The organism is Candidatus Thiodiazotropha sp. AKAK3 (assembly GCF_058244645.1).
In genome coordinates this window covers 1-13,732 of sequence record NZ_JBSYOQ010000011.1, presented here as the reverse complement: position 1 = coordinate 13,732, position 13,732 = coordinate 1, and the positions used below count along the sequence as shown (strand labels likewise).

The 13,732-nt window shown below is 48.4% G+C and carries 14 protein-coding genes; 7 read left to right on the top strand and 7 right to left on the bottom strand.

Annotated elements, in window-relative coordinates; translation table 11 throughout:
* Both AC4IE7_RS01160 and AC4IE7_RS01155 read left to right on the top strand, forming a co-directional pair.
* Window positions 1-659, top strand: a 659-nt coding sequence (locus tag AC4IE7_RS01160; RefSeq protein WP_490774967.1) for a transposase, incomplete at its 5' end; no start/stop codon positions are given.
* A 454-nt stretch (window positions 660-1,113) separates the two neighbouring features.
* Entirely contained in the window at window positions 1,114-1,890 is a 777-nt protein-coding gene (locus AC4IE7_RS01155) for a hypothetical protein (protein WP_490774966.1), read from the top strand.
* Between the two features lie 218 nt (window positions 1,891-2,108).
* Here AC4IE7_RS01155 and vapC read toward each other — a convergent pair whose 3' ends face one another.
* The 3 genes from vapC to AC4IE7_RS01140 are packed head-to-tail and all read right to left on the bottom strand — an operon-like array spanning window position 2,109 to window position 3,035.
* Window positions 2,109-2,510: a type II toxin-antitoxin system VapC family toxin gene (gene vapC, locus AC4IE7_RS01150; RefSeq protein WP_490774965.1), complete on the bottom strand. Its 402-nt coding sequence runs from the start codon at window positions 2,508-2,510 to the stop codon at window positions 2,109-2,111.
* A complete protein-coding gene (locus AC4IE7_RS01145; RefSeq protein ID WP_490774964.1) occupies window positions 2,507-2,701 on the bottom strand; it encodes a type II toxin-antitoxin system VapB family antitoxin in 195 nt (64 codons plus the stop codon). Before AC4IE7_RS01145 ends, vapC begins: the two co-directional genes overlap by 4 nt.
* A gap of 37 nt (window positions 2,702-2,738) precedes the next feature.
* On the bottom strand, window positions 2,739-3,035 hold the full coding sequence (locus AC4IE7_RS01140; RefSeq protein ID WP_490774963.1) for an ERCC4 domain-containing protein: 297 nt from the start codon (window positions 3,033-3,035) through the stop codon (window positions 2,739-2,741).
* Here AC4IE7_RS01140 and AC4IE7_RS01135 point away from each other — a divergent pair.
* From AC4IE7_RS01135 to AC4IE7_RS01120, 4 genes are all read left to right on the top strand, one after another.
* A complete protein-coding gene (locus tag AC4IE7_RS01135) occupies window positions 3,034-3,567 on the top strand; it encodes a Wadjet anti-phage system protein JetD domain-containing protein (protein WP_490774962.1) in 534 nt (177 codons plus the stop codon). The two genes, AC4IE7_RS01140 and AC4IE7_RS01135, sit on opposite strands and share 2 nt — an antisense overlap.
* A gap of 434 nt (window positions 3,568-4,001) precedes the next feature.
* Window positions 4,002-4,271, top strand: coding sequence for a type II toxin-antitoxin system ParD family antitoxin (locus AC4IE7_RS01130; protein WP_490774961.1), 270 nt, complete (start codon window positions 4,002-4,004; stop codon window positions 4,269-4,271).
* Window positions 4,264-4,575 (top strand): type II toxin-antitoxin system RelE/ParE family toxin, encoded by a 312-nt coding sequence (locus AC4IE7_RS01125; RefSeq protein WP_490774960.1) that lies wholly within the window; start codon window positions 4,264-4,266, stop codon window positions 4,573-4,575. The genes AC4IE7_RS01130 and AC4IE7_RS01125 overlap by 8 nt, the downstream gene beginning before the upstream one ends.
* Before the next feature lie 85 nt (window positions 4,576-4,660).
* On the top strand, window positions 4,661-5,818 hold the full coding sequence (locus AC4IE7_RS01120) for an integrin alpha (RefSeq protein WP_490774959.1): 1,158 nt from the start codon (window positions 4,661-4,663) through the stop codon (window positions 5,816-5,818).
* Between the two features lie 356 nt (window positions 5,819-6,174).
* Here AC4IE7_RS01120 and metG read toward each other — a convergent pair whose 3' ends face one another.
* A complete protein-coding gene (metG, locus tag AC4IE7_RS01115) occupies window positions 6,175-8,223 on the bottom strand; it encodes a methionine--tRNA ligase (RefSeq protein ID WP_490774958.1) in 2,049 nt (682 codons plus the stop codon).
* A gap of 240 nt (window positions 8,224-8,463) precedes the next feature.
* Between metG and olsF the strand changes: the two genes are divergently transcribed.
* Window positions 8,464-10,179, top strand: coding sequence for a bifunctional ornithine lipid synthase OlsF (olsF, locus tag AC4IE7_RS01110; protein ID WP_490774957.1), 1,716 nt, complete (start codon window positions 8,464-8,466; stop codon window positions 10,177-10,179).
* Between the two features lie 301 nt (window positions 10,180-10,480).
* On the opposite strand, the gene AC4IE7_RS01105 is transcribed toward olsF, so the two are convergent.
* From AC4IE7_RS01105 to galE, 3 genes are all read right to left on the bottom strand, one after another.
* Window positions 10,481-10,975 carry a hypothetical protein gene (locus tag AC4IE7_RS01105; protein ID WP_490774956.1) on the bottom strand — a complete coding sequence of 165 codons (495 nt, stop codon included), beginning with the start codon at window positions 10,973-10,975 and terminating at the stop codon, window positions 10,481-10,483.
* A gap of 463 nt (window positions 10,976-11,438) precedes the next feature.
* On the bottom strand, window positions 11,439-12,239 hold the full coding sequence (locus AC4IE7_RS01100; RefSeq protein WP_490774955.1) for an undecaprenyl-diphosphate phosphatase: 801 nt from the start codon (window positions 12,237-12,239) through the stop codon (window positions 11,439-11,441).
* 4 nt (window positions 12,240-12,243) lie between these two features.
* Window positions 12,244-13,242 (bottom strand): UDP-glucose 4-epimerase GalE, encoded by a 999-nt coding sequence (gene galE, locus AC4IE7_RS01095; protein ID WP_490774954.1) that lies wholly within the window; start codon window positions 13,240-13,242, stop codon window positions 12,244-12,246.
* Window positions 13,243-13,732 lie beyond the last annotated feature (490 nt).

Sequence of the window (13,732 nt, the reverse complement as noted above, 5' to 3'; positions counted from 1 at the left end):
CCGAAAACGCCGCTCTGTCAGAGTTGATCGAAGAGTGGCGGCTACGTCTATATGATATCAGCTGGTTCATGCGCTGCCTGAATGAGCACTTAGCGCACAAAGCGAATGAAGAAGATAAATGTAAGGGCCGTTTTTTCGAAGGGCGTTTCAAGAGCCAGGCCTTACTGGATGAGGGCGCACTGCTGACCTGTATGAGCTATGTGGATCTCAATCCGATAAGAGCATCTATGGCAGAAACGCCAGAAGATTCAGAATTCACTTCGATACAAGAGCGTCTGAAAGCCTACACCCAGCAGCAGAGAGCAGATAGTACAAAGCAGTCCACAAAGCTATTTCCATTCGTAAGATCAAAAGGAAACAAAGCTTTGAATGGAATTGATTTTGATGAAGAGGATTACTATCGATTGGTGGATTGGACGGGAAGAGCGATTCGTGACGATAAGAGAGGCGCAATACCCGAAGAATTGGAACCGATACTTGAGCGGTTGAAATTGAATCCTGATGCCTGGTTAAGAAGTATAAAGCACTATAACAGAGACTATTTTACAGCGGTTGGAGCGATTGATCGGATAAAGGCCTATGCTCAATCCATGGAGAAGTGCTGGTTCCAGGGACAAAGTGCTGCGAAAAGCAATTATCGTCATGTTGTAGTTGGATAGGGAGGGATGCGATCAAGAATCTGGCAATAGATTTCAGAACATAGAAGTTGGTGTGTCCTCAATTTCACTCTCAATTTCACTCAATTTCAGGAGGTACGCCAACGGTAACTTAGCCCTGAGGAAGTAAAACCATACGCAATAACGGTCCGTACTGACGGACTAGGAGCGCCCCTGCGCTTTAGGCTGGAAATTGGGCAAAAACAGCGCTAGATTAGGGAGAGTAGAATCCTAAAGGGAGCATAGCGATGGTCTGTGAAGACCCGAGGAAGCCCAAATACAGCGTTGAGAAGGCATCAAGAGCAGCGCCACACCGCACCTGTGAAATACTTTTCCCTTTATTAATTAGAGTGCCTCTCTGATGGGCGGCTCAGTCCAACAGACATTTATGCGCCATGCTGCGCACAGCGCATAAATGCTTATATGTTAAAACTCATGCTTACCATCTAGGAGCATCATGAAAACGTTACTTAAAATAATAATTGGAATTGTTGTGGTTTTTGTCTTAGCTATAGGCGCTGTATTCCTTTTTACTGGAGATATGGTTAAAACCGGAGATATGTTTTTCGAGTCCCTTAAGGCTAACGATATTGACTCCGCATACTCGCACCTCTCAGAAGACTTTAAATCTAACACTAATGAAAAAGAGTTTCGGCGTTTCATTAAGGATAATTCACTATTTGGGTTTAAAGAATCTAGCTGGGAAGAAAGATCCATCAATGGTGGTCGAGGAGTTCTGGTAGGATCAATTTCCACTATTGAAGGCGGAGTTATTCCTATTAAGTTGAGTTTTGTTAAAGGAGAAAACGGCTGGAAAATATATTCCGTTGAAAAGCCATCGTCAGGATTTCAAGAGGAAAGTAATACAAATTCAATTCCCTCTGAAGAAGCTCTGATAAAAATGGTTATGGATGCAGCAAGAGACTTTGCTTTAGCCGTCAACGCTAAAAATTCAGAAGAATTTCACAAAACATTCTCCAGTCAATTTAAGAAACAATTTACAGTGGAAAAACTCGATGAAATTTATAAACCAATCTATGACCTAGGGGTTGATCTTATGTTGCTGCAGCAATATTCGCCCATTTTTGAAGAAAAGCCTACTTTAGGCGAAGATGGTATTTTGCGTTTAAAGGGCTATTTCCCAACAAATCCAAGTAAGTTTTATTTCAACCAAACGTATATTTACGAAGGGTTGGGATGGAAGTTAATGGGGTACTCGGTGAATATCAACTAAGTTTTAACAAATCAATCCAGCCGACCGCTAACGCGTCGGCTGATTGAGACGTTGAGGCTGTAGGAAAACCTCCAGCTGAAAATATATCGTGAAGAGATTGAAAGTAAATCCATTTCGAAGTAGGAGTTGCACTAGATTGCATGTAGGTACGCAAAGTATGACCAGTTTCTGTACAAAAGTCGTTATGAAAATTTATCTAGGCTTTTTCTACACTCTCGTTATGTTTCACGATAGGCCGATTTCAAGCCCAGATGTTCAGTGAATGGTTTAAAGTCTTTATCAATGTAAAGAAGCTTCATTTTTTGCTCAATACAAAAGGAAGCAATAATCACATCATTGGTCTTACGGATTGTGATCCCTTTTTTACGTAAGGAACGAAAGTTATTTGCGCACTTTACTACCATTGATGGACTAAACATTGAATATTGATCTAACAGGGATAGCTTGGTTCTCACTTGTTTATATTGCTTGTCATCTCGGATGCCTTGAAGGATCTCTAGAAAAATAAGATCTCCCATTGCGAGAATTCCAACGATCAGATATTCATCAAGTAAATCTGTTTGTGGGGTGATTTTACCGTTTAAATAGTCTATCCAAACACTTGTATCTGCGAGGATCACTCATTATCCCTCATCTCATCTAAGTTGCCTTCCCACTTGATTTTACCCCGAAGGCTTCTTATAGATTGCTGTTTGCTTCTCTTTACTAGTAGTTTAAGACCTAGTTCTACAACGTCTTTTTTGGTCTCTAGGCCTGTGGCTTTTAATGCTTGCGCCATCAAGTCATCGTCTATTACTATGTTAGTACGCATAAGGCACCTGTGTGTATCATGACTAGTATTATACACATTATGGTGCCGGTAAAAAACATATTTTAAGCTGACTTGCAGTGACCTCTAATATCAGAAGAGTTGCTATTGGAGCATTTGTCAGCCGAGTGGCCTGACGGAACAGTCGGCCATCCTTGATCGATTCAGCGAAATCAAGCAATCTCTTTCGTCCAATTAGTAAGCCGTCATCCAACATGTAATCGCCGATTGCCAGATGTCGAACCTCAGTTGATACACCGTCTATAGAGCGAAGATGGTCGACTATACCGCTCTGTACTTCACGATAGTCGATAGTGATATTGACATCCTGTCCCATGGTTGTCCTGGTAGTTGTCAATGTCTATCTGCCCAGAACGTGCCGTGGTGTGCTCTTCATAGAAAATCAGGACAGCTACGCCCTGGCCTGTGAAGGTCGCCCCCCAACCGCACAAGGGCTGGCTCTGGTCTACGCCGCCGGATTTCGTGGCACCGCTGCACGATTGCGGCAGCGGGATGGGGTTCGTCTGCACTATGCCGGCGCAGGGCAGGCTCAGTGGCAACCGCGTTTCGAAGCCTGGTGGTTTGAACAGGCGATCCCCTTCGGTCAAACCGCCTTCTGGGGGGATCTCGATTTTGCAGGAATGGGGATTCTACGTGGTTTACGGCAACGCTTCGGCGATGTGGTGGCCTGGGAGTCAGGCTATCGACCGCTGCTCGATCACCTGCGCAATAGTGGAGGGCATGCACTACAAGCGGCGAGTAAGCAAAACCAGATAGACCCGAAAAGGATTGGCTGTGACTTTGCCGACCAGGAGTTGTTACCGGCGATTCGCCTATTTGGCGGGGTTGATCAGGAGTTATTAGGTTAAACCTAAAAAAATCAGTTGACCGCTCCATTCTGTGACGAATTGGTTACTACGCCTTGTGGACAAGATATAAGTATCCAGCAAATAGGCTTGTGATCTACTCACAATATCGCGTCATCCACTGCTGGCAGCTTATCAAGCTAGAGAGCTAAGTTAGACTCCCGCTCAAAACCAATAACTAAATACTACTTAGTTGTTAATGATACGATTTCACGCCTTACAGGTTTGGATGGGTGTCTCGACTAGTCTCTACGGCGACACATTTATTTGCAATAGTCAAAAACCATCCTTATCTCATTGATTTATGATCACATTCATGAAATCCAAATGATATCTTGGAATAGAATAAAGAGAAACAGCAAATTACTTGGGAAAAGAAAAAGGAGTAGATTATACTACTAGGTAAGAAAATATCACGGCTACCCTGGAATTCAAAAATGGCAATGGTCAAAAAAAGCATATCCATCACCGACCAGCAAGATCGCTGGATCAAGACGCAGATCGAAACAGGGCATTTCGGCAATGAAAGCGAAGTTGTCCGCGAATTGATCCGCGAACGACAAATTCGAGAGCAAGAAACGCCAGAAGAAATCGCCGCAATCCGCGCCGCATTGATTGAAGGCGAACAAAGCGGTTTTAGTAACCACACGGTCGATGAGATCTGGGAAGAAGCGAGAGTACGGTATAAGACGAAAAAACATGCCTGAATATCGCCTTACAGGCGCAGCCGAGCAGGATTTGATCGGAATCGCCCAATATGGCGATGAAAATTTCGGAACTGAGCAATCAAACCGTTATCGTGACCAGTTGAAAGCCCGTTTTTCAATCATTGCAGCACATCCTTTATGCTATCCGGCTGTAGATCATATCCGCAAAGATCATCGACGCACCGTATGCGGGCAGCATTCCATTTACTACCGGATAGACTCCACCGAAATTGTGATCGTGCGCGTTTTACGCGAACAAGATCCTAAGGCCTCTTTAGTCAAAGGCGAAAAGCGCACTAGCTAGACACCCATCAGTTACATTTACTAAAAACAATGATGAATCAACAAGATATTAAGATATTTTCCAATGCTATTATTGCAAATAAACGTTGGGTGTCCCCAATGCCGGTAACGGTATAATTGGCGATGCTATCACCTATGTTGGTGATCAGAATTACGATACCTTTGGTGATATTGCAGTAGCTGAAACAAATCCAAACGGTAGCAATGTCACAATCCACATATACTCAGGCATCACTGGCCAACCCATCAATTCATTTCTATTAACTGGAGTGGGTGGCAGTGACCAGACTGTAAGTCTTGACAATGCAGGCGATGCGGATGGAGATGGGCTTGATGATTTGTTGATTGGTCAGTCTACCAGCAGTGAAACAGGCTACGGAAGCGCAATGGTGATGACCAGGTTGGCAACCCAGCCAACCTACCTTTTAAACTTCGTGGGAGAAGTTGGTTCACGGTTTGGTTTTGCAGTGGCTACAGTTGATGATCTGAACGGAGATGGTCACCAAGACTATCTTGTCGGCGCACCAAATGAGTCATTGAGCCAAGTGGAAAAGAAACATGAAGGTGCGGTCTATATCTTTTCCGGCGCGGCCAGCAACACGCTGCTTACCAAGAAGACAGGACCCGAGGGTTCAGAGTATGGTTATACAGTAACCGCACTCAAGGATTGGAATGGAGATGGCCGTGGAGACTTTGCAGTTGGCGCACCCAACTATCCATACGGCAGTTACGGTAACATTGGTCGAGTGTTGATCTATGACGGCCCGTCCATGAGTCTGCATGACACCCACGTTTGTAATATGGACGAAGGAGAGCGGTGTGGAGAGGCCATAGCCGATGCTGGTGATCTGACCGATGATGGTTACAATGAGATTTTAATTGGCGCGCCTGGGGCTTTCAATGCTCAGGGCAGTGTATTGGTCTTTTCAAAATCTTATGGTTATGTCGACACCTGGACCAGGACAGACGCTCGAGATTTCGGCACAAGCCTGATAAGCATTGACTGCCCTGGTTGCAGCTCAGGAATTGAAAGCTTTGCGGGGAGTCATGGATATCAGAATTTCGAAGGAGCCCTGCACCGCATCACTGCCCCTCTTGAATCTGTTACCGATGATTACCACTCTCCAAGTAATATTCCGGGTTATAGCAATGCTCTGACTGCTGGAGATGTCAATAACGACGGCAGGAGCGATTTGATCATTGGAGATCCAGGTAGTGATCGGGTCTACATATATCTGAAATAAAACCATTCTTGAGCTATAGGGTGGGGCCATGCCCGAATGGCACTTACTTAAGCCGTTTTGGTGGGGCAGGGCCCCACCCTACCGTTCAATTCAGGGCGTAGGGTGGGGCCATGCCCCACTCTATAAATAGAAAATAGATTAAAGTTACCACAATCATGAACCAGGACAGGTACTATTCGAAGGAAGAAAAGTAACTCCCCAGCTCCTGATTTGAATCTAACCATCGATAAATCCAAGTGTATTGTAATAGTTGGGTTTATCTATAGCTGCACTTAACTATCATCTGGATGAATAAAGTCACCAGCGGTATCTGAAACTCCTGGAATGAATATCGATTTCCCGTTACAACTCCTTGCTTACTTCACCCGCATCCCTGGCTGCGCCCCCTCATCGGGATTGAGGATATAAAGATCCTTTCCACCAGGTCCTGCAGCCAACACCATCCCTTCCGAAACCCCGAAGCGCATTTTGCGTGGCGCCAGATTGGCCACCATCACTGTGAGTTTTCCCTCCAGGTCCTCTGGTGCGTAGGCGGATTTGATGCCTGCAAAGACATTGCGGGTCTCGCCTCCAAGATCCAGGGTCAGTTGTAGCAGTTTGTCAGCTCCGTCTACATGTTCTGCTTTGGCGATGCGGGCGATCCGCAGATCAAGCTTAGCGAAGTCATCGAATTGAATAGTGTCGGCAATAGGATCCTTCGCCAAAGCTGAGTCAGCTTTTGTTTGAGCTGCCTTCGGTTCTGCTTGTGCAGCCAGATCCTCTTTCGAGTGCTCTAACATGGCTTCAATATGTTTTGGGTCGACCCGGGTCATCAGCGGCTTGAACTTGCCGATGGTATGACTGGTCAGCGGGGTATCCAGCTGTTGCCAGGTCAGGGGTTCGACCTGAAGAAAACTCTCTGCCATTTCTGCGGTGCCTGGAAGAATTGGACGCAGGTATCCAATCAGTAGTCGGAACAGGTTGATACCATCGCTGCAGATCGCCTGTAACTTAGCTTCAGAGTCCTCTTCTTTGGCGACTACCCAGGGTTTTTGCTCATCGATGTACTGATTTGCCCGGTCTGCCAGTGCCATGATCTCCCGGACGGCACGACTGAACTCCCGCTTCTCATAGTGATCGGCGATGGTTTGACCTGCAGAGACAAAGTCATTGAACAACGACTGTTCGGTAACCTGCTCTGATAACCGGCCATCGAAACGCTTGCTGATAAACCCGGCGCAACGGCTGGCGATGTTGACTACTTTGCCTACCAGGTCGCTGTTGACCCGCTGTGCAAAGTCCTCCAGGTTGAGGTCGATATCATCCACACCCGAGCCCAGCTTGGCTGCAAAGTAGTAGCGCAAATATTCAGGATTGAGATGATCCAGATAGGTGCGTGCCTTGATGAAGGTGCCTCGGGACTTGGACATCTTTGCCCCGTCCACAGTCAGAAAGCCATGAGCATAGACTGCATTGGGGGTACGGAATCCGGCGCCATGCAGCATCGCCGGCCAGAACAGGGTATGGAAATAGATGATGTCCTTGCCGATGAAGTGATAGAGCTCGGTGTCACTGCCCTCCAGCCAGTAGCTGTCGAAATCGAGACCTTCTGTTTTATCACACAGATTGCGGAAGCTGGCCATGTAGCCGATGGGCGCATCGAGCCAGACATAGAAATATTTGCCTGGGTGGTCTGGGATTTCGAAACCGAAGTAGGGGGCGTCGCGTGAGATATCCCACTCCTGCAGACCAGTCTCGAACCACTCGTCGAGTTTGTTGGCCACTTCATTTTGTACGTGTCCGCCACCTGTCCACTCTTTGAGCATGTTTTCAAAGTCGGCCAGCTTAAAGAAGTAGTGATCCGACTCGCGCTGTTCAGGTACCGCACCGGATACAGCAGAGACCGGATTCTTCAATTCGGCGGGAGAGTAACTGGCACCACAGACTTCACAGTTGTCGCCATACTGATCCTCAGCGCCACACTTGGGGCAGGTTCCTTTGATAAATCGATCGGGCAGGAACATCTTTTCCACCGGATCGTAGGCTTGGGTGATGGTTCGCTTGGCAATATGGCCGCCATCCCGGTTGCGCTCATAGATAGTATTGGCGCAGGCCTGATTCTCCGGCGAATGGGTTGAGTGGTAGTTGTCAAAGCCAACACGGAACTCGGAAAAGTCTGCTTGATGCTCCTCGGCAACGCGGGCGATCAGGGTCTCCGGCTCAATGCCCTCCTGACGGGCACGTAACATGATCGGTGTACCATGGGCATCATCGGCACAGACGTAGTAGCACTGGTGTCCCCGCATTTTCTGAAAACGCACCCAGATATCGGTCTGGATATACTCCACCAGATGGCCTATATGGATCGGCCCATTGGCGTAGGGCAGGGCACTGGTGACTAGAATTTTGCGTGGTTTGTTGTTCATCTTGGGTTACGTTTCTGCTGAGTGCAGGCTTTCCAGCCCGGAAAAAACCGCAATTATCACATATCAGCCGATGAATGGGTAAGTGATGATTGGCTGGTGGTGAAGCTGATCAATGTCAGACAACAAAAAATCTGATTCACACGACAGTCATAGCGCCGACACCTAATCCTCACAAGGTCGCAAACGCCTTGTCATTTATCTCCTCTAAGATCTGCCTGTTTTAACCCAAGGAGCCTACTTGTGCTGAATATTGAGCAGGTCTTGACCAACCGTTTTCCAGGATTTTTTGATAAAAAACCATCGCTTTTGACCAAGCCCATGTTAAAAGCTTTGCGTCTGCTCTTTCGTGAGCGGGAGATCAATCGGTTTTTAGAAGAGCATCATGCTCTGCGCGGTCTCGACCTGATCGAAAAAATCCTCGAATACTTCGATATGGACTACCTGGTATCTAATAAGGATCTGGAGAATATCCCCTCCAGTGGTCGAGTCATTGTTGTTGCCAACCACCCATTGGGCGCCTTGGATGCCTTGAGCCTGATTCTGATGATCAGCCGGGTTCGTCGCGATATCCGGGTTGTCGCCAACGACCTGCTCGCCTCCATTGAGCCGCTGAAAGATCTTTTACTGCCGGTGGATAATATGGGCGGTGGCTCCAGTCGTCAGGGTGTGAAACAGATTCACGCCTCTCTGGAGCGTGAGGAGTTGGTAATCATCTTCCCTGCTGGTGAGGTCTCCCGCTTACGACCCAATGGTGTCAGGGATGTGCGCTGGAAAAGCGGCTTCATGCAGTTTGCACGTCGTACCAGCTCACCGCTGTTGCCGATCTTCATTGATGCTCGAAACTCTCCTCTGTTCTATGGCGTCTCCATGCTTTACAAGCCGGTTGCGGCACTGCTGTTGGTGCAGGAGATGTTTATGCAGCGCTCCAACACAATTGCGTTTCGGGTCGGAGAGCTGATTCCATTCTCACATTTGAATGTGGAGGGGATACGCCTCAAAGCCAGGGTCAAGATGGTGCGTAAGCATCTCTATCGCATCTCTCAACGTAAACCAGGGGTGTTTACCACAGAGAAGAGCATTGCCCATCCTGAGTCCAGGCAGGCACTGAAAAAAGAGTTGGGTAAGGGGGATGTGCTGGGGCAGACTCGGGATGGTAAGCAGATCCTGTTGATGAACTGGGAGCCGGGTAGTGCCTTGATGCGTGAGATAGGACGCTTGCGTGAACTGAGTTTCCGCAAAGTCGGGGAGGGAACCGGTAAACGCCGGGATACCGATAATTACGATCTGCACTACCGTCACCTGGTGTTGTGGGATGAGGCAGAATTGGAAGTGGTCGGCTCCTATCGTATAGGTGAGGTTGGCTCTATATTGGTCAATCAGGGTAGAGAAGGGTTGTATACCCATTCACTGTTCAAATTCGGTGAGGGTTTTGATCGTTATGCCCGTCAATCCATTGAGCTCGGCAGAAGTTTTGTGCAACCCCGCTACTGGGGCTCAAGGGCTCTCGACTACCTGTGGCAGGGCGTGGGGGCCTATCTGCGTCACCATCCTGAAATTCGCTATATGTATGGGCCGGTGAGTATCAGTGCTCACTACCCTAAACCCGCAAGGGATCTGATGGTGGACTTCTATCGACGCTATTTCACGGGCAAAGAGTATCTGGGTCAGGCCAGGATGCCTTATCAGATCAGCCAGTCAACCTGGGATGAATATGGAGAGGTGTTCAGTGGTGAAGACTATGATGCTGATCTGCAGGAGTTGAAGAACCAGTTGGCTCTGTTTGATTTAACGATTCCTACCCTATTCAAACAATACACAGATATCTGTGAGCCGGGGGGAGCCAGATTTCTGGATTTTGGCATCGATCCCGAATTTGCCGGTTGCACCGATGGCATGATCCTGGTTGAGATAGCCTCGGTTAAGGCATCGAAGCGCAAACGCTATATTGGTAGCTAGTGTGGTGCGTCATATAAACCCTATATTTAGACAAGGTCTATCTCAGTTTGCGTTTAAATCACCTGCCTCGCCCTGCGGGAAGCCACTCAAGCCGCGATTGCGGCGTTGCACCCCCTGGTAAGGGAACAACCATTACCTGCGGGCTGCGCCTTGCACTCACGGCTTGAGCGGCTTTCTAAATGCATGGTTTATATGACGCACCACACTAGGCCCTGGAAAGCGCTGAGCAAGGGATGAGAAGAGTATTGGTCAATTACGCCCCATCCACCTGATTATAATGGATGAGGCTTTATTTCACGGGCTAGCGTAACCGGACAGCCACAGCTTCAGTATCACAGTCTGAGCCGTTGCAGGCTTCAACGATAACGTAGAGATCTTCAGGAAGCGAGTCGATGAGTTCATCAACATCGGTTTCTGGATCATCATCATCTTCACAGACCATCTCCAGATTGTTATCAAACCAGCAATCTTCGTCATTCCTGTCGTCATGATCACAACTGCCAAATTCACCACACCAGACAGTGTAGAAACGAATGTCATTGTCTTCATCAAGATTGCTATTGACGCTGAGATAGAAGTAAGCGGTATAGCCACTTGCATTGTCATCATCAACCTTCCAGACCAATTCGAATTCGCCGTTGTTAATGGCTGAATCGATCGTTACCCGGCCCTCTTCAAGCTCTGATGAAGAGCCGTTGATGCTGAACTCTTTTACTTTAACGTCATCGCCGCCGCCGCAGCCTGCAATGACCAGAGTGAACAATAACAGTGATATTAGAGTGATATTTTTAAGCATAAATTGGTTCCTCCCTCCATGGTTTAGTGAAATCAAATATATCATTGATAACAAACTATCCCACCCGGAGATTGCAGTAGTCAAGGCAGATATTGTATCGAATTGTAGCCTGGAACACGGTTTTAATCGCTTTCAATCGACCACTTACTAACCTGGCCATAGATATTAATAGACTCAGGGCTACAAGCGTGGCTCAGATCAAGACGCACCCCCAAGGGCACTTCCTTCGGGGCGCGGCACGCCGGCAGGAGTGGCACAGGGATGTGCCGTTTGCGGACCTAAGGATGGAATGGCCCATCCCTTGTCAAGAGCCGCAACACCGAGCTGAGCCACGCTTGTAGCCCCTATCCTCAGATATTTAATGACAGGCCGTCGTGTGTATTAATATCTATGGCCTGGTTAGTAACCACGGAAAGAGTGAATTAGGGGCTGATTGTTAAGATACCGTTTAGAGTCGAAGACCCTAAAGCAGATAGACCAGAATCAAGCCACCCAGTAAAAATCGGTAGATGACAAACGGCACCATGCCGATATTCTCAATAAAGCGTAGAAAGTAGTGAATGCAGAGGTAGGCGGTAAAAAATGCCAACCCGGCACCAAGAGTTATCGAGAGCCAATCCACAGGTGTCTCACTATTTAAGAGATCAAGCCCCAGCAGTCCCCCGGACATGAGGATAGTGGGAATCGAGATCAGGAATGAGAAACGGGATGCGGCTTCCCGGGTCAGGCCAAGAAACAGACCTGCTGTCATGGTGGAACCGGAGCGAGAGGTGCCTGGGATGATAGCCATGGCCTGGAACAGTCCGATCACCAGGGCATCACTCCATCGTAGGGTATATTCATCCCTTTGCCGACTCCCCAACTTATCTGCCAGTAGAAGCAATACGCCAAAGCCAATTGTGGTTATGGCAATCACCATCGGTGATCGCAGATCGCCCTCCACCAGGGATTTCATCAGTAGACCAAACAGTCCAACCGGTATGGTTGCGATTACGATCATCCAGCCCAGTTTTGATTCCTGTGAGCGGGCTGATGGATTGACCCATGAGCGGAAAAAATCAACAGAGATGGATAAAACTTGGTGGCGGAAATAACCGATGACAGCAGCCAATGTTCCCACATGCACTGCTACATCGAAGGCCAGTCCCTGGTCGTCATAGCCGGTGACCTGGGGTGCGAGAATCAGATGGGCCGAACTGGAGATCGGCAGGAATTCGGTCAGTCCCTGTAGCGCAGCCAGGATAATGATTTGTAACAGATCCATGTCATCAGTTCTTCCAAGGGGTCTCCAGTTGTTTCTGCTCCCAGGCAAGTGCGGAGCTGGCGATAACTGACAAGTCGTCATATTTTGGGGACCAGCCCAGAACTTCGCGCACTTTTTTGGCACCGGCCACCAGCTCAGGCGGGTCTCCTGCACGACGCTCAGCCTCAATGATATTCAGAGGTGAACCATGTGCTGTTTCGACAGATTTGAGCAGTTCACGGACTGAGTAGCCGTGTCCATAGCCACAGTTGAGGATGGCAGAGTCACCGCCGTTGCGCAGATAGTCCAAAGACTTCACGTGGGCTGCAGCAAGATCCTCTACATGGATATAGTCACGCACACCGGTACCATCCGCTGTTGGATAATCTGTGCCGAAGATGTAGACCGCATCCCGTTTACCTACAGCTGCCTCACAGGCGACTTTGGTTAACAGGGTGGCTTTTGGGGTCGACTGGCCGATTCTGCCCTCCAGGTCACAACCGGCAACATTAAAATAGCGCAGAGCGATATAGCGCATGTCACTGGCAACAGAGAGATCATGCAGCATCATCTCTGACATCAGTTTGGAGGTGCCGTAGGGGTTGATCGGACTGGTAGGGGTATCCTCGTAGGCGACCCCTTCCTGAGGGATGCCATACACTGCAGCGGTCGAGGAGAAGACAAAGTTCTTAACCCCTGCTTCGGAACAGCACTGGAGCAGGTTGCGGGTATTACAGGTGTTGTTGGAGTAATACTTGAGCGGGTTCTCCACTGATTCGGGTACGATGGTGTGGGCAGCGAAGTGCATCACTGTATCGATGTCATGCTCCTTTAGGACACGGCTGACCAACTCACGGTCACCGGTATCACCCACCACCAGTTCGCCGTGAAGAACGGCTTGGCGAAATCCGGTGCAGAGATTGTCCAGGGTAACCAATCGTTCACCCGCTTCACCAAGCTGACGTGCAGTGTGACTGCCTATATAGCCGGCGCCGCCGGTAACCAGAATTCCTTTTTTCGACATCAGTGGTTCCCCATCTTTGAAAGGATCAAATGTGTATTTTCCGCGTGTCTACCTACTTCGCCTTTTCAAAAGGTCAGACAGGAATGTCGCTCAATGTGAAGACGAAACTCAGGACCATCCATGTCTGGCAGGTAAAAAACGCGTACATGATAACGGGGCAGAGGCGCGGAGTCATGCGCTGTTTAAGAGAGAAGTGTCTGATACTGCACATCTCAAGCACTTATGAGTAGGTACGAATGTCCCTTGGTTTTCATCTCGCTCCCACGCAGCAAGGGCGGGAACATGGAAATAGAATTTACCAGGTCAAAGCCAGACCGATCTGTAGGGTGTCGGCCCTGCCGCACCACTCTGACCGCTCATAATCGAAACAGCTGCTGGTTTTTTTCGGTTCTGATCCGCAATCAGTTCAGCGGTTTGATAACGTAGCCTGGATGGAGTGCAACGGAATCCAGGGGGGCATCGCACCAATCTTCCCGGATTCCGTTACACT

Coding starts and splice junctions, on each gene's coding strand:
- AC4IE7_RS01140 (WP_490774963.1), bottom strand. CDS start 3,035: ATGGGACAGGATGTCAATATCACTATCGACTATCGTGAAGTACAGAGC.
- AC4IE7_RS01125 (WP_490774960.1), top strand. CDS start 4,264: ATGCCTGAATATCGCCTTACAGGCGCAGCCGAGCAGGATTTGATCGGA.
- AC4IE7_RS01135 (WP_490774962.1), top strand. CDS start 3,034: ATGGTTGTCCTGGTAGTTGTCAATGTCTATCTGCCCAGAACGTGCCGT.
- AC4IE7_RS01155 (WP_490774966.1), top strand. CDS start 1,114: ATGAAAACGTTACTTAAAATAATAATTGGAATTGTTGTGGTTTTTGTC.
- galE (WP_490774954.1), bottom strand. CDS start 13,242: ATGTCGAAAAAAGGAATTCTGGTTACCGGCGGCGCCGGCTATATAGGC.
- AC4IE7_RS01145 (WP_490774964.1), bottom strand. CDS start 2,701: ATGCGTACTAACATAGTAATAGACGATGACTTGATGGCGCAAGCATTA.
- AC4IE7_RS01100 (WP_490774955.1), bottom strand. CDS start 12,239: ATGGATCTGTTACAAATCATTATCCTGGCTGCGCTACAGGGACTGACC.
- metG (WP_490774958.1), bottom strand. CDS start 8,223: ATGAACAACAAACCACGCAAAATTCTAGTCACCAGTGCCCTGCCCTAC.
- AC4IE7_RS01105 (WP_490774956.1), bottom strand. CDS start 10,975: ATGCTTAAAAATATCACTCTAATATCACTGTTATTGTTCACTCTGGTC.
- AC4IE7_RS01130 (WP_490774961.1), top strand. CDS start 4,002: ATGGCAATGGTCAAAAAAAGCATATCCATCACCGACCAGCAAGATCGC.